We start from the raw sequence: 20,614 nt of genomic DNA, 5'->3' as shown, positions 1-20,614 counted from the left end.
CCTGGTCTAGGATAGTGGGTTATCCACCCTAAGGCGGGCCTGTCGAGCCCGAGACCCGGGTTCAAATCCCGGCCGGGGCGCCAGGGTCAACTAATGATGCATTGATTCTTCACTAGCAATACTACTTCATGGACTTTACCATCAGGGTAACTAGCCCTTTTCAGCCACGCCCTCGATCCTCATTACTCAGACGTGTCACTACTCATCATTGGTTAGGGAGGAGATTCCTAACAGTTCAAGGCTGACGGGTTTTAATGGTTGAGTCTCGCTCCTTCTAGGGGTGGTGTTTGTTTTTTTGGTTTGTTTAAAGTTTTAGCTTATTGGCCGGTATTTTTGTTTCTGGTTATCCTTTAATTTGCCTTGTTTGTCTGCTTTTCCTGGTGCCTGGGTTGGTGCCTTTTTCTTCCTTGGATGAGCCGGTGGGTCGATACCCCACCCTTTTCACTACCCTAGGCACACCTTCCTCCTCCACTCCTAAACTAAAGGGGAGTAGGAAATTGAGAGATGAAAATATGCGCACTGTTAGGCTTAGGCTACTGCCTAGTGGTGCCCAGGAGAGGAGGCTGAGGAAGCTAGCTGATGCCACTGCTAGGCTTTGGAATGAGTTGAATTACACTAGGCTTATGCAGTTTAGGATGATGGGCAAAATAGACTTCAAAGGAACGGAGCATGAATTTTACCACAAGTACAAGGATAAGCTAGGTGTGAATGCTGGTCAGGTCGTAAGGTTGAGTAATTGGGCTTGGGATTCATTCTTCGAAACACTCAGGCTGTACAGGCAAGGCAAACTACCGAGGTTTAACAGTAAGCCCTCACCACCAGGCTTCTGGAAGGACAAGCTACTAGGCAAGAGGAGGTTAATCATTTTAGTGAGGAACGACAGATACTACCTTGAACAAGTGAATGGTGGAGAGGGTTACTTGGTCCTAAAGGACTGGGGTTTGAAAATAAAGTACGCTGGTAGGGTTAAGTGGAGTGGTAGGCAAGGCATGCTCATGATTAAGCTTGAGGACAATAGGTGGTTCGCATACGTGCCAATTGAGGTTGGTTCCAAACCAGTGAGGAGTAACCCGAGGGGTTACGTGATGGGTGTTTACGAGAAGGTGCAGATCGAGAAGCCTAGGGGCAGTAATAAGGCATTCATAGACATTGGCTTAAACAACTTGTTTGCAGTTGTCTTCAACCACAGCGACACCGCCATTTTAATCAAAGGCTCAACAATAAAGGCTGAGTACTACTGGTGGAAGAGGGAAATAGGCACCTACCAGGCGATTAGGGATTGGTTGAGGAATTGTGGCTTCAAGACATGGCACAAATATCATGCATTTTATCTTCATGCTGTTTTTAAGAGAAGGGAGAGGTTAAGGCACTATTACCGCACTGCAATTAGGTTCCTAGCCAAGACACTGTGGCAGATGGGCATTGATGAGGTATTCGTTGGTTACCCTTACCTAGTGGGTCAGGACAATGGCAATGAGTATAATGTGAACATTTGGTGGTTCAGCAAAATCATTAGGTGGTTGGGTGAGGTGCTGCAGGAATACGGCATAAGGCTCAACGTTGTTAATGAATACGGTACTAGTAGGCAATGCTCCATCTGCGATATGAAGCATGAGAATGGTAGAGTGAAGAGAGGACTCTACATATGCCAGACAACTGGCATAGGAATCAACGCCGACTTAAACGCAGCAAGAAACATAGCAAAAAGAGCCGGTTACGAAGTACCGATGCCAACAAAAATACTCGGCTACATGGTCACCACTAACGGAGTAAAACCATTAACCCCCAAAGAGGGGGAAACAACCAAGACCCCCAAGATTAACCCTACCTCCCTGAGGTAGGGAGGGGGTCATCCTGTACTCACCCTCCTTAATCTTTACTATACCCTCGTTGAAGTAGTCTATTAACTCTAGGAGGAACTCCCCGTCCTCTGGTATCCTATTGTTGAATGCCTTAGCCACCTCAACCCTGAAGCACTCCCAGTGTATAGGCCCCCTGCTTGTGAAGGTGAACCTCTGTCCCTCAACTATATCAGTACCGCAGAGGTAGCATTTCCACGACCTCCTTTGGGTCCTTAGGGACGACATAATGCTTCATGCTGATTTAAGTTTAATTTAAACCTTAGTTTAACGTTCGCTTTGGATTAACAACCCCCATGGTGGGGCCGCCGGGATTTGAACCCGGGATCACACGGGCATGCCCCACCCCACTGGGCAATGCAAACTGTACCCAGTGGTGGCGTCCAAGCCGTGCGTCCTAACCAGGCTAGACTACGGCCCCCTCATTTAACTCATCGAGTCACGGTTTATTAACTTTACCCATAGAGTGCTTAATCAATGCACTGATTGACTGCCCTCTGTTCACACCTAAATATTTTATGTTCGGCCTAAGCTAATCGTTAAAGAGACCCTTGAAACTAGGGGTGCTATAGTTCTGGGGGACTTGCCTAAGTGGCTCCAGAACGCATGGTTATGAGGATTTACCACACTGCCTTCACCTCAATGAAGAAGGCTAGGGAGTATGGAGTGATCCTAGTAAACCCTCGCCTTACCTCCACTGAATGCCCCATCCACGGGGTTAAGATCAACTACCAACCCGATGGAAGCAATGCTCCGAGGGTTAGTAGGTGCCTCATGGGTGGTGAGCTACGGCATAGGGATGCTGCCTCGCTCCATAACCTGAAGAAAAGCTAGTTATGGGAGCCCCATGCCATTGTGCTCGACAGAAACCCATGACCCACCCACCATAAGGCTCAGTAGGTAGCTAAGGACCAAGCCCCAACACTCAACCGTAATTAAGTATGGGGACAAATGGTTATCTGGAGGTTTGGGTATATTACTGTTAATGTAGTATTAGGTATGTGGCTACTATGGATAGCACTATGGGTGCTAGGAATAGTAGTGATGCGTGCAATGGCAGTAGCTTAACGGCACTCGAGGCAGCCCTGGTCATGCCGTAAAACCCATCTGAACCCACCACATGTACCTTATTCTCAAACTCCATGTAACTAACCTCAGTATCTTCAGTCTCACCGCCCTTAACCGTATCTAGGATTAACCTAATTAAGTCACCTTGACTTACGCCATCACCAACAACGCGGTAGCCTATTTTGCCAAAAAAGCCCGTATACTGATGATTATCTGTTGTGGCGACCTCAGCAATGTACCCCTCCTCCCTTAGTCTCCTTCTAATTTCATCAGCAAGGGTGGGTTTAATGTTATTGCCATCAATAATGACCAATGCGGCCCTCTCATCATTAAAAGTGATGGTCATGACATACACTCCGTTATCCCCTATCTCCATGAATGAACCAGGTATTTTACTTCTGGGTATATGAGATACCTTAACCCTTAATTCACCTTCCTCATCAGGTGTATCAAGTATCCTCTTCAATCCGTTAATTAGGTCATTAATGTCTTCATCATTCCACGTATTGTCACTACTAAAGCTATTTTGCGAATCGATTATTATCAACCTGCTTACGTCACTGCCAAGTCTCTTAACCACCTCATTATAAACGTGGGTGGGTATGTCATCCATTGACTTCTTTAACCTGGAGACGAACACCAGATTCTTACCATTAGCTATGGGTATCGACAGTAACCTAACATCCCCAGACTCAACGGTCATTATCGGCTTTGCCTTAATGACGTAGGAATGGTTACCTAACCTGAGTTTAACCATAGCCTGCCTTATGCTGCCAACTATGCTCACCGTATCGTCGTACGAGGCCGGGTCAACTTCATGGCCACCGACGCCATGCAGGTAAATAACCCTTGCCTTAATTGACTTAGCTGCTTTAACCAGTAGGGGTATGAAGTCGGCGCCACCCACGTGGCTGATAGGGCCTGTGTGAACGTATGGCACAACCACAAATGCATCATCACCCCTACCCTTTAGGTGAACCACGTGAATCTTAACATTAGCGTCCTTGGATGACTTAAGTAGGTGGAACTCCATGAAGGACCCGTCACCTGTTATCATTGTGTATATGAAGGCTCCGAACATCTTTAAGTAGCTTAACGTACCACTGACCTTATGAATCATTATAAGCATGAGCATTATTAAAATGGACACTATTAGGAGTGTTAGATCAAGGTAAATCACCTTAACCATGTTAACGTATACGTAAGTTAATGAATCTAGGATTAGGTATATGGGTAATTGAAGCAGTACTGTTATGGCGAGGAGGAGTGTTAGGTCTGTTAGATAGCCTGTGGTTGGCCTAACCCCAATTGGGTCCTTCAATAGCGAGACAACCATTGATAAAGGCACCAGCGAGGCTAAGGTACCAGCCATCACAATGGGTTTCCTCTCTATAATGCTCATGACTGAATCTATGATTACCGATTCCACCATAACTATGCCCACTATGGTGTAGTACATTTTAAATGAACCAACCCCGGCAATTTTCATGGTTGCTAATGTTAATATTAACGATGTCAGGAGGTAAAATAGTGATACTACTGCTGAGAATTGAAGTCCTAACCCGATCTCATGAAGTACCACAGTGGGGATGATTATCATCGATGCTACGCTGATTAACCTAATTAAGCCGCCAGCATGAATGCCAAATACTGCTCTATAACCCCGTTCAAATCTCCTACTCATTTCATCAGCCTAAATTTCGTTGGGCTATTAAAATATTCGCAACATCACTAAAGGGCTAATCCCTTAGCTCTTCCTTGCTTAATGAGGATGCCTTAATACACTTGCCCAAAGCGCTCTGCGTCGCCTATCCATGTTGCAGCGATTCTTCGTAATTAACCCGTAATTAACCATGAGTATTAATTGCACTATGGGTTTGTAATCGCTGATTCCTCATGGCTTCTTTCCCTAAGGAGACTTAAACAGGTCTCGCTCATACTTAGCGGTAATACCTTACATTCCGAGGGAAAGTATAAAAATACTTGCAGTGTACGTTAAAGTCTATGAACAAGGAGTGCATCAAGATTTGCGTTGCGGAGTGCTACGATAGTGATATTAGGGTCAATGAGAGTTGCCTTTCAGACTGCATAGAGGAGTGCCTAGTATCACCGCATGTTAAGGCTTCATTGGAGATGAAAGTTTATAAACCTACTCAGTGATGATGTTGGCTTGTGAGTGCAGCTAGGAGAGATTCTCAAACGCCATTACTGCCATTACCGGTACTTAAGGTGGAGGACGCTGGAGGATACATACCAAGTGAAGATAGGTGGACCTTGGTTGAATCCTTCGTAAGGAGTTACGGCTTGGTTAGGCATCAGTTGGACTCATTTAATGACTTCGTGGATAGGAAGCTCAAGGAGATAATACAGGAGTTCAACATAGACCTGGGAGACATTAAGGTTAGGTTTACTGATGTTGAGGTCGGTAAGCCAAGGTTTAAGGAACCGACAGGCGTTGAGAACGTAATATACCCTATGGAGGCTAGGTTAAGGAACATAACCTACGCAGCACCCATGAGGCTCAAGGTCATGCTTTACATCAATGGCGAGGAGTACACGGAGACAGTCCCCCTCGGGGACTTACCAATAATGGTTAGGTCCAAGTACTGCAACCTATATGGCCTAAGGCCGCAGGCTATGATGAAGAAACTTGAGGATCCTAATGACCCAGGTGGCTACTTCATAATTAACGGCAGCGAAAGGGTTGTGGTTTCACAGGAGGATTTAGCATTAAACAAGCCGATATATGACTTCGATGAGAGGGGTGCCACCAAGATACCTAGAGCCAAGATAATATCAATGGGGCCCGGCTACAGGACTACAGTAACCATTGAGTATCATAAGGATGGGGTTATCTACGTCCAAATACCCAAGATACCCACCAGGATGCCCTTCCCAGTGGTTATGAGGGCTCTTGGCCTAGAGAAGGACCAGGACATCGCACTGGCGGTTAGTGATAATGAAGAGGTCCAGAGGGAATTGCTTGCATCCTTTGAGATGGCTATTCAAGTAGCCCCAACCGTGGATGAGGCTAGGGACTACATTGGCAGGAGGATAGTGCTCGGGCACCCAAGGGATGTTAGGATCCAGAGGGCGCTTGAGTACTTGGATAAGTACTTCCTCCCCCACCTAGGCACTTCACCTGATGATAAGGTTAGGTTAAGCAAGGCCATTGAACTAGGCCAAGCGGTGGCCGGTGTCATTGAGCTTTACAAGGGTTGGAGGCAGCCAGATGATAAGGATCACATGTCTAACAAGAGGGTTAGGTTAGTGGGTGATTTACTTGCACAATTGTTCAGGTCAATATTCGCCCAGTTCGTCCAGGATCTTAGGAACCAGCTTGAGAAGCAATACTCGAGGGGGAAGATACCTGAGTTGAGGACTATAGTTAGGGCTGACATAATCAGTGACAGGCTTAAACATGCTTTATCAACTGGTAATTGGGTTGGCGGTAAGACGGGCGTCACCCAGATGCTTGATAGGACAAATTACCTATCCACCATAAGCCACCTGAGGAGGGTCGTTTCCTCGCTGAGCAGAACCCAACCGCACTTTGAGGCAAGGGACCTACACCCAACACAGTGGGGTAGGTTATGCGCGATAGAAACCCCTGAGGGTCAAAACTGCGGCCTAGTTAAGAACTTAGCCTTAATGGCAACAGTCACCGTTGGTGTTGATGAATCATCAGTGGAGGCCATGCTAAGGGAGATGGGTGTTATTGATGTCCTCGAGGCCAGGAGGAATGGGATTAAGGGAGCTAACGTACTGCTCAACGGTAGGTTAATCGGCGTTCATAGGGACCCCCAGGCGCTCGTGGCGGCCATTAGGGAGGCTAGGAGGAGGGGTGACATTAGTAACGAAATTAATGTCGGCTACATCGAGAAGCTCAATGAAGTTAGGGTTAACTGTGACGGTGGCAGGTTAAGGAGGCCATTGCTAATTATAAGTAACGGCAAGTTAAGGTTAACGAAGGAGCATATTGAAAAGTTAAGGCGGGGTGAGTGGACTTGGGACGACTTAGTTAAGAATGGGATAGTTGAATACCTTGATGCCGATGAGGAGGAGAACGCCTTAGTGACGATAGGGGATACTAAGGATATTGACTTAAGCAGGTATACGCATATGGAGATAATACCAAGCATCATGCTTGGTGCAGCCGCCCACATAATACCCTACTCAGAGCACAATCAGTCGCCCAGAAACATCTACGAGGCTGCAATGGCGAAGCAGTCACTTGGGTTCCCCTACGCTAATTACAGGTACAGGATAGATAGCAGGGGGCATTTGCTTCTCTACCCAGAAAGGCCACTTGTAACCACCAGGGGCCTTGAATTAATAGGCTATAGTGCAAGGCCATCTGGGCAGAATGCGATACTTGCCCTTGTTTCATTCATGGGTTACAGCATAGAGGATGCGGTCATGATTAATAAGGCCGCCATAGAGAGGGGTATGTTTAGGAGCATCTTCTATAGGTCGTATGAAACCGAGGCCATGAGGTACCCGATGGGTGAGAGCGATAAGATAACGATCCCACCACCCACGGTTAGGGATTATAGGGGTGCTGAGGCCTACGCCCACTTGGATGAGGATGGTATAGTGCCCCCTGAGGTCTTCGTCTCAAGTAAGGAGGTCTTAATCGGTAAGATAAGCCCGCCGAGGTTCTACAGTGCGTTAGCTGAGAGCCAACTCGCAGGTGAGTGGAAGGATAATTCAATAACCGTTAGAAGGGGTGAGAAGGGCATCGTTGACCAGGTGTTAATAACGGAGAGCAGTGAGGGGTTCAGGCTCATTAAGGTTAAGGTTAGGGAGCTTAGGATACCTGAGCTGGGTGATAAATTCGCCTCTAGGCATGGCCAGAAGGGTGTGGTGGGCATGATAGTGCCCATGGAGGATATGCCATTCACCGAGAATGGAGTAACCCCAGACATAATAATCAACCCTCATGCCTTACCGAGTAGAATGACAATTGGCCAGTTGCTTGAGGCCATCGCAGGGAAGGCAGCTGCATTATACGGCACGTTAATTGATGCCACGCCCTTTGAGGGTGTGCCTGAGAGGGTTATTAGGGAGATGTTGATGAGGGCTGGTTATAGGTGGAGTGGTAGGGAAACCATGTACAGTGGCATGCTGGGTACTAAGCTTGAAGCCGACATATTCATAGGTGTTGTTTATTACCAGAAGCTTCACCACATGGTTGCTGATAAGATACATGCAAGGGCCACTGGGCCAATGCAGATACTGACTAGGCAACCCACTGAGGGTAGGTCTAGGGAGGGTGGGTTAAGGCTCGGTGAAATGGAGAGGGATGTCTTGATAGCTCATGGTGCAGCCGCACTACTAAGGGAGAGGCTTGTGGAGTCCAGTGACAAGTACGTTATGTACGTCTGTGAGGACTGTGGCATGATGGCTTGGTGGGATGACTTTAAGAAGAGGCCGGTATGTCCAATACACGGTGATAAGGGTAGGATAGCTAAGGTCATAGTACCGTATGCCTTTAAGTTACTCCTGCAGGAGTTAATAAGCTTAGGGATATACCCGAGGTTGAAGTTGTCTGAACCGGTAGGTTAAGTGGCTTACTTCCCAGACTTCATATACAGGCCATCGGACGACACGTATCAAACGCTTAATGTTGTATTAGCATTCCTTAGAATTAGCAAACACCAGTATGAGTACTTCATTGAGGTAGGTAGCGGCTCAGGGTACATAATTGTTAACGTGGCCAAGCTGCATGGATCCCATTTCAAAAGGCTCATAGCCACTGATCTAAACTGCACGGCGGCTAAGGAGACGGCCAAGTACGCTAGTGATGAGGGGTTAAACAATGTCGATTCCGTGTGTTGTAACTTAGTGGATTGCCTAAGGCCGTTAGGTGGATCTTTAATCGTCTTCAATACACCATACTTAATGTGTAGTGAGGATGAACTAAGTAGCGGTGACCCAGCCTATGTATCAATATGCAGAAACTATAGAGGTGACGTGTTGATAGGCGTCATTAACATTATTAAGAGTGGATGCTGCGAATTTATACTTACCGTCAGTGGCGATGGCCTAGAGTTCATGGAATCATCATTAAGGTCCTTTAAACCCCTCTACTTCATAGATATCATAGGCAACACACACATGATGTTTGAAGATGTGGCAACTATTCATTTAACTAGGCTAACCAACCTCAATGTTAATGTTTAGTAATGCCTCCCCAATATCCGATATGTACTCAAGCATCCTGGCTATACTGTAGAGTATTGAATCGAAGGATGCTATTATTGATGGTGAGGTCTCATACTCCCTTAGGCTACCCTGAAGCCCCCTAACCTCCCTAGCCTTCTCTCTGGCTAAATCTATTAAATTATTTATCTCATTGACGCTACTTGGTTGTGATGAAAGTGACCTACTTAGGATACCTATTAATTCCATTACCTTATCAATATATTCGATAACCTTATCCCTCTGCTCCTTAGGAATACCCATAATGTATTGTTGACCCACCTGGAGCAGTTCATTCGCTATCTGCACTATGTGGTCGGAAAGTCTCTCAAGTGACTTATTTATGAGGGCATAGTCAAGTATTGTCCTCGGGTCCTTAATACCCGAGGCCGATGCGTAATAGGTGCTTGTGGTCAACTTCTTAAGCATCCTATTTAATAACCAGTAGAACCTGTCAACTTCATTATCCCTCTCAACTATGTCTATTAGAATATTCTTATCTATCGTACTTAACGCAACCTTAATATCATCAAGCATGCTTTCGGTAACCCTAACTATCTTCAGGACTATGTCATTGATGCTTATGTCACCAGGTACGTTTATGAGGTTTTGAAGGGTTAACGTATTCCTACCCTCATCAACTATCTCAACGCCGGTTAACTTCCTCCTTGCAATGTCCTTGATATCCTTCTTCATGCCTATGGTATTTTGATTGAAGAAGAGTCTGAAGATGTCGTAACCAGCTAGGTAATAGCCGAGTGTTATCCTGGTTAGCCTATCACCCTTAGCCAACTCGTCAGTAACCTCTATCTTAGCCTCGCTGAAAGCCGACCTAATGGTCTTTTTAGGCACAAGTAGTAGTGACATATCCCTCTGCGGTAGGAGTATAACCTCATCACCGGGCTGTAGGTTAAGTTGCCTAGCCCACTCCTTAGGTAATGACACTATTAATGTTGATCCACCGGTTAACTGTATTCTCCTGGTCTCGGACTCAAGTGACACTATAGATCACGTTACCTACCCCGCACTCCTATAAATACTTTATGCTTAATAGGCAGGATCAATTATTACCCAGTAATCACCATTGCTTATATCTAAAAACTAAGTCTAAATATTATACATTGAAGTTAGGCACACCCAGAGACACCAACAGGTAGCTTCAACACAGTGCCGGGTTCTATACACTTTACTCAACATACGGCTTATTGTTATTTTAAACGATCACATTATTAATGCCTATTTCGCAAATAACCATATATGGAGGTTCAGATAGTTAAGGAGGAGCAGAGTGCCTTAAACAGCCAAGTCAATATAGGCAGGGAGATCACGGAGTTGGAGAGGTCCCTTAGAAGAATAATAAGCCACCTTGTTATCACAGGCAGTAAGGATATTGATAGGGAACCACCCGCTGATGTTTACGAGGATGGTGACAAGGTGATAATACTCTTCGACATACCGGGTGTACGTAAGGAGCAGATTAAGTTAAGGGTTGGTATTAATTACGTTGAAATCACCACTGAGCCAACTACATACGTAACCGCGGGTAAACCGATGTTGCTTGAGAGACTTGGGAATTATAAACTGCGTAGAAGGGTTGAATTCCCATTCAACATCAGGCTTGATGATGTTAAGGCGTATTATAAGGATGGTGTACTTCAAGTCAACCTAACCAAACTACCTGGTTATAATACAACTGAAGTTACTATTGAATAATAGCGGCTTCTTTAATGCATTTTTAATAATTATTAAAAATCATAATTATAATAATTCTTGCTTTTAAAGGGAAAGTATCTACATGTTTAAACTTTAAAAAGGGTTATGAATTTAGCCGATGAATGCGCATCATAGGTTTCTCATGGGAATACCCAAGGATTGGTTTACAGCTAACTGATCTCCAGTACCTGGTACTTTCACTGTCATCAGTCCTTAGAGCCCTTGGACATGACGTAACCATAGTGGTTCCAGGTAATGCCAATCCCCCAAACTACAGCGGCGTTAAGGTCATAGGTATTAACATACCCATTAAGGATTACCCAAACGTGGTATCCTATGGGCTTAGCTCATCAATGCAAGTCGTAGCTAACATGAGGTACAGCGTCGATGGCAAATTCGACGAAATCGTCTGCTTTGAGTGGGGTGGTTGCATAATGGGGTTACTGGCCAAGTCAACGCAGCCATGCTGCATGGGTTCCAGCATTAATTGCGTGGTGCTTTCAACAGAGTATGAACGTGGTGATCCTTGGAATGACGTAATGGCCTCATCCATAGCAAGCATTGAGGGTTGGATTTTTAGGCAATGCGATGGGGTTTACGCAGTAAGGCAAGGCACGGTGGATAACCTTAAGAATAAGTACAATGTGAAGGCCACCTACGTACCGTCAATCGAGGAGTTGGGCAGGGTGATTGCTGAGTGAGGGTTTTACACTTATCCTGGGAGTACCCACCACACATAGTCGGAGGTTTAGGTAGGCATGTTTACCACATAACGCACGAGTTAGTGAAGCTGGGGGTGAGTGTTGATGTGGCTACGATAGGGTACGAGGACTCGCACATGAGTGATGATGGGGTTAGTGTGCACTTGGTTGATGCATTTAAGGTCAGGGTACCTGACTTCTCATCCTGGGTCCACTCCTTCAACATTTTCATGGCCACTGAGTTAAGCCACATAGGTGACGTAGACCTGGTGCATGTACACGACTGGTTAACGGCACCAGCCGGCATCGTACTTAAGCATAGGTTTAAGGTACCCCTCATAGCGACCATACACGCCACTGAGTATGGGAGAAGAGGTGGGTTACACAGCCTTGAGTCAAGGCACATTCATGAGTGGGAGTGGCTACTAGCATACGAGGCTTGGAAGGTTATAGTGTGCAGTAGACTCATGGTTGATGAAGTTAAATCGGTCTTAGGGGTACCCAGCGATAAAATAATAATGATACCCAACGGTGTGGATAAAAGTCTACTGAACTTTAAACCTAAGTATGAACGCTCAAACTACGCCCTCCCCTGGGAATTACTCATAGTCTTCTACGGTAGGTTAGTCTACGAGAAGGGCCCTGACTCAGTTATTAGGGCGTTCGCCAAGTTGCTGGCAAGGTTAGGTAACGTTAAGCTAGTTATAATTGGTGATGGGCCAATGAGGGAATACCTAGTTAACCTGGTCAACCAACTGGGCTTGGGAAGTAAGGTATACTTCACCGGTAGGGTAAGTGATGACGAGCTCTACAGTGTGATATACCACTCCAACCTAGTCATACTACCGAGTAGGTATGAGCCCTTCGGTATAAGTTCGCTTGAGGCAATGGCCCTGGGCAAGCCATTAATAGCAACCAATAGGGGTGGGCCAACGGACTTCGTTAAGCACATGGACAACGGCATACTAGCCAACCCAGATAACCCTGATGAAATAGCCTACTACGCTGAAATGGTGCTTAAGGATGAGGGGCTGGCTAAGAGACTTGGGGAGAGGGCAAGGGAAACCGTGACCAAGGGTTACACCTGGGACATAATAGCCAGGAAAACTTACGAGGTCTATAAGGCTACATTAGAGGAGAGGGTAAGGGTTAACTGGTGAGTCAGGCATACGCCGTAAATCATAGACGTTGTGAGCCACCTAATTAAGCATGGGTTAATAATCGACCCTACGTCGGATGAATAACATTTAAATCCGCTAATACGCACTTAGGGTAAATGAGCAATGGGGAATGTTTAACCGGTGCTAAGAGGGCAGCTAAGGCATTAGTGAACAGTGGACACGCAATAGCCTTTACGGGCGCTGGCATTAGTACCGAGAGTGGCATACCTGACTTCAGGGGTCCTCAGGGCCTTTGGAAGAGATTTAACCCAGCGTTAGCGTCAATAGATTACCTTAATTCAGATCCCCGTGGATTCTGGGATTTCTACATAGAGAGATTTAGGGTTCTGAGCTCAGCTAAGCCTAATAAGGCGCACTTAGCATTAGCCGAACTTGAAAGACTCGGCGTTATTAAGTACGTCATAACCCAGAACATTGATGACCTACATAGGTTAGCCGGGTCAGTTAATATTATTGAACTTCACGGTAATTATAAGACGGTCTACTGCATAAGGTGTAACTCATCTTACCCATTTGAACTCGCGTTAAGCAAATATGAGTCTGGGGAGAACCCACCAAGATGCCCAAGGTGTGGCGGAATCCTTAGGCCCAACGTAGTCCTCTTCGGGGAGCCGGTTAGCGAGATTAGTAAGGCCCTTGAATTGGCTTCAATAAGCGATGCCGTGCTGGTCGTCGGCTCATCACTATCAATTTACCCAGCCGCATACGTGCCGCTGGTGGTTAAGCAGCATGGAGGTGTCATGATTCTGGTGAACCTAGAGCCCACCGACTATGATGACTACGCCGATGTCGTGATGCACTGTAAGGCATCGGAGGCTCTTGAGCAGATCCTAAGCCAGGTGAAGTTGATTCTAGGTGGCGCTGGAGTTGGTGCTTAATATGTGTTTTTAACGTACTTACTCTCGAGGTATGTGAGTAAGGGGTCTGGGTTATATTCATCTCCAAGGTTCTTCCTTAAAAGCACCTTCGGCTCATAGACGGCACCCCATCTGTGTATCCTATCCCTTAACCAGTCCTTTATCGGATCCAGGTGGCCGTGCTCAATGAGGTTCTTGAAGTCAAGTTCCTTATTAATCCTATCCAGTACCATTGCTGCCACAACATTGCCGAGCGTGTAGGTCGGGAAGTAGCCTATTGACCCTTGGCTCCAGTGAATGTCCTGAAGCACACCCTCACTGTCATTTCTAGGCCTAACACCAAGGTAATTGTCCATTAGGGTGTTCCAGGTCTCGGGAAGTTCACTCACCTCTACCGAACCCTCAATCATCTTCTTTTCAAGCTCATATCTAACCGCTATGTGTAGGTTGTACGTGACCTCATCCGCATCAACCCTTATTAGGCTTGGCTTAACAGTATTGAAGTAGCTGTACACATCCTCCTCACTGAACTTACTAAGGAAGCTTAACCTAGACTTCAACAGTGGGTATATTAGCTTAACGAAGTACCTACTCCTACCTATTATGTTCTCCAAAAACCTTGACTGAGACTCATGTATACCGGTCGACGCCCCCCTAGCTAGTGGTGTGTAGGCCAGTGACTCGTCTATCTGCAGCTCATACAAGGCGTGCCCAGATTCGTGAATAACTGAGAACAGCGTTGACTTGAAGTCAACCCCCTCATACCTAGTCGTTATCCTAACATCACCCGGAGCCATACCCACTGTGAATGGGTGAGCTGAGGTATCTATCCTGAACCTCTCCCTAGGCATATTAAGTATGTTAAAGGCCACCTCCTCATTAACGACTCTCATCTCATCAACGTCGTACTTAACCCCCTCTAGTTCATGTGCAGTGGGGTACGTGTCTCTATCAACCCTGTTAAGAATACCCTTAATCCCACTAATTAACTTATTGAAGAGGGGGTCAAGGTCATTAACGGTTAAGTTCTCCTCGTATAAATCAAGTAATGCATTATATGGGTGGCCACTGTAGCCTAGCTTATCAGCCACCTGCCTTGTTAAGTCTATGATTTTAGCCAGGTGAGGCTTAAACATGTTGAAGTCACCCTTGGATTTAGCCTCCCTCCAAACCACGGATGCCCTAGTTGTTGTTTTACTCAACTCCTCTATTAGGCTTGGTGGAACCTTAGTGTAGAATTTCAGCTCGTGTCTAATCACGCGTAAAATGCCTCTCTCATAGTCATTTAATCCATCCTCGCTCACCCCGTTAACTAGGCCCTCCAGCTCAAGCATTAGCCTCTGTCTCATTAACATTAGCTGCGATGTGGCGAAACCTCTGTATTCAACACCACTCCTCGGCATATAGGTCTCTAGGTCCCAGCCCATTAATGACAATGCATGGTCAATCGCCCAGATGGGCTCATACTTCTTTAGAATCTCCTTCACCTTACCATTACTTATATTCAGCATAAAAACAACCCCTACGCTAAGAATTATTAAGTATTGCACTAATAAAATCCTTATGTCGTCGTCCTTGACGATGTTCAGCCGTTTTCTTAACTTAAGAGGGTAATGTCGGTAATGTGCATGATATGTTAAAGGTTCTATGCTATTAGATGCCAGTGGTTTCTCGCCTTAGTTAATGAGATTTACGTTCTCTAGGGCTCAGTCTCATTACTAGTGTCTCCTCGTAGAATTGAGATTCTAGTGCCGCACCTGTATGCAGTGGTGGACACGTCTCATTGACTGCTAGTCTTGCTCATCCTCAGTCTTCAAGGCATGGTTCACGTAGATTTTTGGGCTAACCCAAGAGGTGAGATCCCTCTTCTAACACTAAAGCGAAGTCGCTTAATGTGTTGTGTGTCTTGAGCAGTGAATGGTTATCGTTTGGGAAATCTTTATTAACAATAATGCCTAAACCGTCGCCATGGCTAAAGCTGGGGGAGGCAGAAAGGGCACTGCTAAGCCAACTAAGGCTAGGTTCACCATCAGTGAGTCTGAGTTCGCTGAGTTAAGGTTCACTCAATGGTTCGGATTACTGGCATCACTAGCCGCTGTGTTCGCTGCTGGGCTTTACACTAGGCTTTACCCAGCGTACCTATGGGGTAGTTACATTAATGAGTTTGACCCCTACATTAGGTACTACTTAACTGAGTTCATGTTGAAGATGGGGGTTATTAAGGGTATAGAATGGTGGTTAAGCGGTGGTTTAACTAATGGGCACTTATACATTAATAATCAATTCTGGTACCCATGGGGTATTAACTGGGCTACGACACTATCCCCAGGTGTATCATTCACCGGGTTGATACTTTACGATATACTGGTTAGGAAGCTCCACCTAGACCTAACACTCCTCTCAATAGCAGTCTACATGCCGGGCATAGTGAATGCACTATCGGTGTTATCAATGTACTACCTGGGTTCAAGGTTTGGAGGCAGGTACGTTGGCTTGCTGACAGCCGTTATGGCCGCCTTCTCATTAATATTCCTTCAAAGGGGGGAGGCGAGTTGGTATGCAGATGCCACATTGTTCCAGTTCATAGCTCCACTCGGTATGGCACTGTTCATAGAGGCCCTTAGGCAGAGGAATTGGATACCTTACGCAGTCCTGGCGGCCATAGTTAATGGCTTAACCGTGTGGTACTGGGGTTCATTCACATTCCTCGTGAACGCCTATGGTGCATATGCAATACTGCTATCGATATATGTGCTCTACAGGCTATATAGGGGTAAGGTGATACCGCTCCACGTTACGGATGGCTTCTCGGTGGATCCAGTTAATGCATTGGGTACCTACATCTTGACATACCTGGGCTTTGCAGCCTTCTTAGCCATGACCCCCAGGTACAGGTTACATGCGGTGCTTGGGCTTGGTGCATTGGGAACCCTAGCCATGATACTGGCCTTGGTGGCCATAGTGGTTGTCCTGCTTGAGAGGTTTGGCATGCGTAAACTGGTGACCGCATCCAAGTACATTATAGCCGCAGCGGTGATTTTCGTGGCCGTAATAATAGCCTTAGCCCTATCCGGCGTACCCGTCTTAGTACATATACCAGGTGGCAAGTATTTAGCGGCCTTGTTCCCAACGGCCCGCAGTGCCCTGGTGCAGAGCGTTGCTGAGCATTCCCCCTCAACGGCGCATCAACTTCTGGCGACGACGGGCTATACGCTGCCCTTTGAGGTTATTGGGTTAACCTACGCATTGTCCACCGTGGATGCCGCTGGCCTACTGCTATCGGTAACCTCAGTCTCGTCGGTGTACTTCGCCTCCAGTGAGGCTTGGTTAACCATGCTCATGTTCGCCTGGCTGCCTGTGGCGGCCTATGGGCTCTACTTAGTCACCAGGTTTGTGTCTAGGCGTGGCGTTGACGCTGTTGGGCTGTTGACCATGGCTATTGTTGCGGCCCTATTCGCAATTTCAATCATGGTGATCGCCCAGGCTGGTATACCGATAGCGGCTGCTCCGCAGCAGATAGTATCCACAACGCAGCCAGCGATACCGTCAAGTGACTGGTTGGATGCATTATACTGGATCCAGTACAATACACCGAAGGCCTCGGTTTTAGCCTCCTGGTGGGATTACGGTTACTGGCTGGCTATAATGGGTAATAGGACTAGCCTAGCCGATAACTCAACGGTTAACGGTACTCAAATAGCGCTGATAGCCTCAGCCTTCACCACCACTAACGTTACTAAGGCCCTTGAATTGTTGCACAGCGTTGGGGCTAATTACGTCGTCGTCTTCATGCCCTACATGGCATTCCCCATAACGGTTCCCTCACCCATGTCGGCGCTTAGCATAGGTGGCTCGTCGCAGAGTTACGTGGCCCTCTGTGGTCTTTACCCAGAATACCCCACCGGTGGGGATTTCGTTAAAAGCTACTGGATGAGCACAATCTCAGGTAATTCACCTGAATACACGAATACCCACATTCTGAGCGCCGCTGAGATAGTTTACAGCACACCTAGTGGTGGAGTTAACACGCTTAACCTCTACGTTCCGTTGACGAACACTACGCTTTACCGCCTCCTATTTGACCTTGAGGCCCCAGCCTACTCTCTAGACGTTGATCAGTGCCTGGTTCAGTTGAGATCAATGACAACGGCGACCCCATTCACATTACCGTTGTGGCTATTCAACACCTGGCCCACCTACTCCCAGTCATCATCCTCTTCCTCATCATCCATACACTTAATAATGACATTCCAGCCTATACTAGGTCAACAGTTGGTACCACCTCCATTCGTTGGTACCAACACCACACTTTTGAATGAGCTTTACTACACCTGGTTCTACGGCAATTGGATAAGCCCACCCCCAGGCTTCCAGTTGGTTTACGTTTCGAGGCCTAATGGATGGGTCCTTGTGTACAAAATCAACTACTCTATACTTAACAAACAGTAGGTGTCATTAATCATTCCTCAGCATTTTACTTAACGTTAACAGTAATTATCCTAATACCCCTGATTCTCCTCCTCAATGCCTTTATGAGCCCAACATCGTCGGTGACAACGGCGACCTCAATACCCTGGGAAGCCAGGTCCAGGGCCAGGGCAACTATTGATGCATCAGTATCACTTAACCCGGAGTTCTCCAACTTTACTTGCTTAATGTGATCTGCATCAATGTCGATAACCTCCATGTTCAGTATGCCCAACAGGGCCTGGGATCTAGTATCCTTAACCTCGTTAACCACTAGGCTGGTTGTAACAAGCCTATAGCCCATCGAGGCCATTTCAGTTATGGCGTAGGCGTTCCTTATGTGGAATAGTCCACTGGAGTCTATTATCAAAGCCTTAGTAATCTTGTCCTTAGTTTCTCGTACATCGCCACCCTTCTTATCCTCACTAACCTTACCTTCCCTAGCCATGGTCCTACCAGCATATTCGTGGCCTTGCCCTTTATAAATCCATCACAGATTACGTGCACCGCATCCATTGAGACAATCTTAACCTTAACGTCGTATGGGTGAACTATTGGAACCAGTGTTCTTGAGAATGGCGCCATTGGTACTATCAACTTAGACTTAACCCTATAATCAACCACAGGCCCACCTAGCGCTAGGCTATAGGCCGTGGAGCCGGTTGGGGTTGCCACTATTAACCCATCCATCCTGCCACTCATTATCTCCTCCCCAGATTCCTCAACTATGCTTAACGTAACCATACGCCCAGGGTCAATACTCCTAACCACAACTTCGTTCAGGGCGAAGCAACTTGAGCCATTGAATGATGCTGATAGGAGATCCCTCTCATCAATGTAGTACTCGCCATTAAAAACCCTAAGCAGCTTAGCTGGGTCCTCTGTTACAAGGACCTCGCTTAGGAAGTTTATCCTACCGGCTCCAACGTGAAGTATTGGTTTACCTATCAACTCCGGGTAGGTGTGTATGAACTTAAGTAATGACCCATCGCCACCGAAGACCATGACCATATCAACATCCTTGCCCTTACCCAAGTTCTCAAGGTTAAACTCCGTGTTAAGCATTGAATCCCCTATGGCTAACCATTGAATACCCTGGGTGAGGGAGATTAATCTACCTATGAATTGCCTAATGGCATCCTCACCGTATGCTACCCCAATGAAGATGCCGATCCTCATTTTAAACACTAATGCCGTAACCGGCCTTAAACCTTATAAGGTTTAAGTAAACTTAACATGCAGATCTCTCAATTGCGCTTACTGGTGCGTTTAGGTCAATGCGGATAGTGGGAATGTTTAAAAAAATCCGGCCGCGGTTTTAAATATGGCCGACTACATGCGTGCAATGAGGCTTGTTGAATTCGGTAAGCCTCTTCAACTTCAAGAGGTGCCCATACCAAGACCTAGGGGCCCTGAGGTGCTGGTTAAGGTTGAGGGGGCTGGTGTTTGCCATAGTGTTGTTCACTTCGTTGATGGTAGGTTTGGTAGGATTGATGTTAAGGCCCTCGGCTTAAGAATACCAGTAACCCCAGGCCATGAAATAGCAGGTTCAGTGGCCGCCGTGGGCGAGGGTGTCGTGGGGTTTAAGGAGGGTGATAAGGTTGCTGTTGATCCATGGATTGGGGATGGGACATGCCACTACTGCAGGATTGGTGAGGAGCAGTTATGCGAGCACCCAATTAAGATTGGTGAAAACGTCGACGGCGGCTTCGCAGAGTACGTGCTAATACCCCACTACAGGTACCTCTACAGGTTAAGGAACCTTAACCCAGTTGAGGCATCACCACTGCCCTGTGCCGGTCTAACACCCTACAGGGCCCTAGTGAGGAAGGCCCAGGTTAAGCCATCTGAGTACGTTGTTGTGGTTGGGGCTGGCGGTGGGTTAGGTACCATGGCCGTGCAGATAGCTAAAGTTATGGGTGCAGTTATGACCCCCTTCCTGCCTTGATGGGTGGGGTTTCACTCTGGGGGTCTCGATGGTTACCCCGCCTATTGCGGGGTTACTGGATACCTTGGCAGTGCTGGGTTTTATAAACCTATCTCCGTGAGACCCACGTAGTGGGACGACTCCGCCCTAAAGGGCGAGACTTGCCGTTCATGTCATTGGTGTTGATGTTAGAGATGAGGCACTTAAGGAAATTGAGAGGGCTGGCGCCGACTATGTGGTTGACGGTAGGGTTAACGCTGTTGATGAAATAAGGAAGATTACGGAGGGTAGGGGGCTAATGTGGTTGTTGACACCGTGGGTTCTAATGAAACCCTTAAAACCTACATTGATGCGCTGGATAAGATGGGTAGATACGTCATACTTGGCCTATATGGCGGTGACTTGATTTACCACGCCCCCTACATTACCCAGAGGGAGATTCAGATAATGGGTAGCTTAACTGGTAACTTGAATGACTTCATAAGCGTCATGAGGCTTGCGGATAGTGGCAAGGTGAAGCCCCTGGTCACTAAGGTTATGAGGCTTGAGGAGGCTAATGAAGCGCTTGATAACTTAAGGTACAGCAGGGTTACGGCCAGGCAAGTCCTCGTGCCTTAACATCACCGTGGCTTTAACC

At 46.8% G+C, this 20,614-nt stretch carries 16 protein-coding genes, 1 tRNA gene and 2 pseudogenes; 12 read left to right on the top strand and 7 right to left on the bottom strand.

Annotated elements, in window-relative coordinates:
- Positions 1–512: 512 nt before the first annotated feature.
- Complete coding sequence (locus AAX04_RS04705; RefSeq protein WP_066794740.1) at positions 513–1,841, top strand: RNA-guided endonuclease TnpB family protein; 1,329 nt, start codon at positions 513–515, stop codon at positions 1,839–1,841.
- Here AAX04_RS04705 and AAX04_RS04700 read toward each other — a convergent pair.
- Positions 1,779–2,087 carry a DUF2175 family protein gene (locus tag AAX04_RS04700; protein WP_066794737.1) on the bottom strand — a complete coding sequence of 103 codons (309 nt, stop codon included), beginning with the start codon at positions 2,085–2,087 and terminating at the stop codon, positions 1,779–1,781. The genes AAX04_RS04705 and AAX04_RS04700 overlap by 63 nt on opposite strands.
- A 69-nt stretch (positions 2,088–2,156) precedes the next feature.
- A tRNA-Pro gene (locus AAX04_RS04695) sits at positions 2,157–2,280 on the bottom strand.
- A gap of 108 nt (positions 2,281–2,388) precedes the next feature.
- Between AAX04_RS04695 and AAX04_RS12575 the strand changes: the two are divergent.
- A pseudogene (locus AAX04_RS12575) lies at positions 2,389–2,763 on the top strand (zinc ribbon domain-containing protein); the annotation flags it as partial.
- A gap of 78 nt (positions 2,764–2,841) precedes the next feature.
- Here the strand turns inward: AAX04_RS12575 and AAX04_RS04685 are convergent.
- The gene (locus AAX04_RS04685; protein ID WP_066794731.1) at positions 2,842–4,611 is read right to left on the bottom strand and encodes a DUF2070 family protein; all 1,770 of its coding nucleotides are present in this window, start codon (positions 4,609–4,611) and stop codon (positions 2,842–2,844) included.
- Positions 4,612–4,931: 320 nt separating this feature from the next.
- Between AAX04_RS04685 and AAX04_RS11850 the strand changes: the two genes are divergently transcribed.
- Genes AAX04_RS11850 through AAX04_RS04675 form a run of 3 tightly spaced genes read left to right on the top strand, consistent with a single transcriptional unit; the run spans position 4,932 to position 9,113 of the window.
- Positions 4,932–5,087, top strand: coding sequence for a hypothetical protein (locus AAX04_RS11850; RefSeq protein ID WP_156519696.1), 156 nt, complete (start codon positions 4,932–4,934; stop codon positions 5,085–5,087).
- A gap of 12 nt (positions 5,088–5,099) precedes the next feature.
- Positions 5,100–8,495, top strand: coding sequence for a DNA-directed RNA polymerase subunit B (locus tag AAX04_RS04680; RefSeq protein WP_084761203.1), 3,396 nt, complete (start codon positions 5,100–5,102; stop codon positions 8,493–8,495).
- Entirely contained in the window at positions 8,496–9,113 is a 618-nt protein-coding gene (locus AAX04_RS04675) for a hypothetical protein (protein WP_066794729.1), read from the top strand.
- Here AAX04_RS04675 and AAX04_RS04670 read toward each other — a convergent pair.
- Positions 9,087–10,133: a phosphate uptake regulator PhoU gene (locus AAX04_RS04670; protein ID WP_066794726.1), complete on the bottom strand. Its 1,047-nt coding sequence runs from the start codon at positions 10,131–10,133 to the stop codon at positions 9,087–9,089. The genes AAX04_RS04675 and AAX04_RS04670 overlap by 27 nt on opposite strands.
- Positions 10,134–10,388: 255 nt before the next feature.
- On the opposite strand from AAX04_RS04670, the gene AAX04_RS04665 reads away from it, so the two are divergent.
- From AAX04_RS04665 to cobB, 4 genes are all read left to right on the top strand, one after another.
- A complete protein-coding gene (locus AAX04_RS04665) occupies positions 10,389–10,844 on the top strand; it encodes an Hsp20/alpha crystallin family protein (RefSeq protein ID WP_066794723.1) in 456 nt (151 codons plus the stop codon).
- 122 nt (positions 10,845–10,966) lie between these two features.
- Positions 10,967–11,545, top strand: coding sequence for a glycosyltransferase family 4 protein (locus AAX04_RS04660; RefSeq protein WP_066794720.1), 579 nt, complete (start codon positions 10,967–10,969; stop codon positions 11,543–11,545).
- Complete coding sequence (locus tag AAX04_RS04655; RefSeq protein ID WP_066794717.1) at positions 11,542–12,705, top strand: glycosyltransferase family 4 protein; 1,164 nt, start codon at positions 11,542–11,544, stop codon at positions 12,703–12,705. Before AAX04_RS04660 ends, AAX04_RS04655 begins: the two co-directional genes overlap by 4 nt.
- Positions 12,706–12,821: 116 nt before the next feature.
- Entirely contained in the window at positions 12,822–13,604 is a 783-nt protein-coding gene (gene cobB / locus AAX04_RS04650) for an NAD-dependent protein deacetylase (RefSeq protein WP_066794714.1), read from the top strand.
- On the opposite strand, the gene AAX04_RS04645 is transcribed toward cobB, so the two are convergent.
- Complete coding sequence (locus AAX04_RS04645) at positions 13,601–15,094, bottom strand: carboxypeptidase M32 (protein WP_066794711.1); 1,494 nt, start codon at positions 15,092–15,094, stop codon at positions 13,601–13,603. The two genes, cobB and AAX04_RS04645, sit on opposite strands and share 4 nt — an antisense overlap.
- 457 nt (positions 15,095–15,551) lie before the next feature.
- Between AAX04_RS04645 and AAX04_RS04640 the strand changes: the two genes are divergently transcribed.
- Positions 15,552–18,032 carry an STT3 domain-containing protein gene (locus AAX04_RS04640; protein ID WP_066794708.1) on the top strand — a complete coding sequence of 827 codons (2,481 nt, stop codon included), beginning with the start codon at positions 15,552–15,554 and terminating at the stop codon, positions 18,030–18,032.
- A gap of 25 nt (positions 18,033–18,057) precedes the next feature.
- Here the strand turns inward: AAX04_RS04640 and AAX04_RS04635 are convergent, their stop codons facing one another.
- Both AAX04_RS04635 and AAX04_RS04630 read right to left on the bottom strand, forming a co-directional pair.
- Entirely contained in the window at positions 18,058–18,498 is a 441-nt protein-coding gene (locus AAX04_RS04635; protein ID WP_084761202.1) for a hypothetical protein, read from the bottom strand.
- On the bottom strand, positions 18,417–19,229 hold the full coding sequence (locus AAX04_RS04630) for an NAD(+)/NADH kinase (protein WP_066794776.1): 813 nt from the start codon (positions 19,227–19,229) through the stop codon (positions 18,417–18,419). The genes AAX04_RS04635 and AAX04_RS04630 overlap by 82 nt, the downstream gene beginning before the upstream one ends.
- A 157-nt stretch (positions 19,230–19,386) precedes the next feature.
- Between AAX04_RS04630 and AAX04_RS04625 the strand changes: the two are divergent.
- Together AAX04_RS04625 and AAX04_RS04620 are read left to right on the top strand one after the other, a co-directional pair.
- A pseudogene (locus tag AAX04_RS04625) lies at positions 19,387–19,968 on the top strand (alcohol dehydrogenase catalytic domain-containing protein); the annotation flags it as partial.
- Between the two features lie 309 nt (positions 19,969–20,277).
- Positions 20,278–20,595, top strand: coding sequence for a zinc-binding dehydrogenase (locus AAX04_RS04620; protein ID WP_066794705.1), 318 nt, complete (start codon positions 20,278–20,280; stop codon positions 20,593–20,595).
- Positions 20,596–20,614 lie beyond the last annotated feature (19 nt).

It is taken from the genome of Caldivirga sp. MU80 (genome assembly GCF_001663375.1).
Lineage (GTDB): Archaea > Thermoproteota > Thermoprotei > Thermoproteales > Thermocladiaceae > Caldivirga.
Note: the sequence above shows the minus strand (reverse complement) of the source record. Positions and strands in the feature narration are given on the sequence as shown.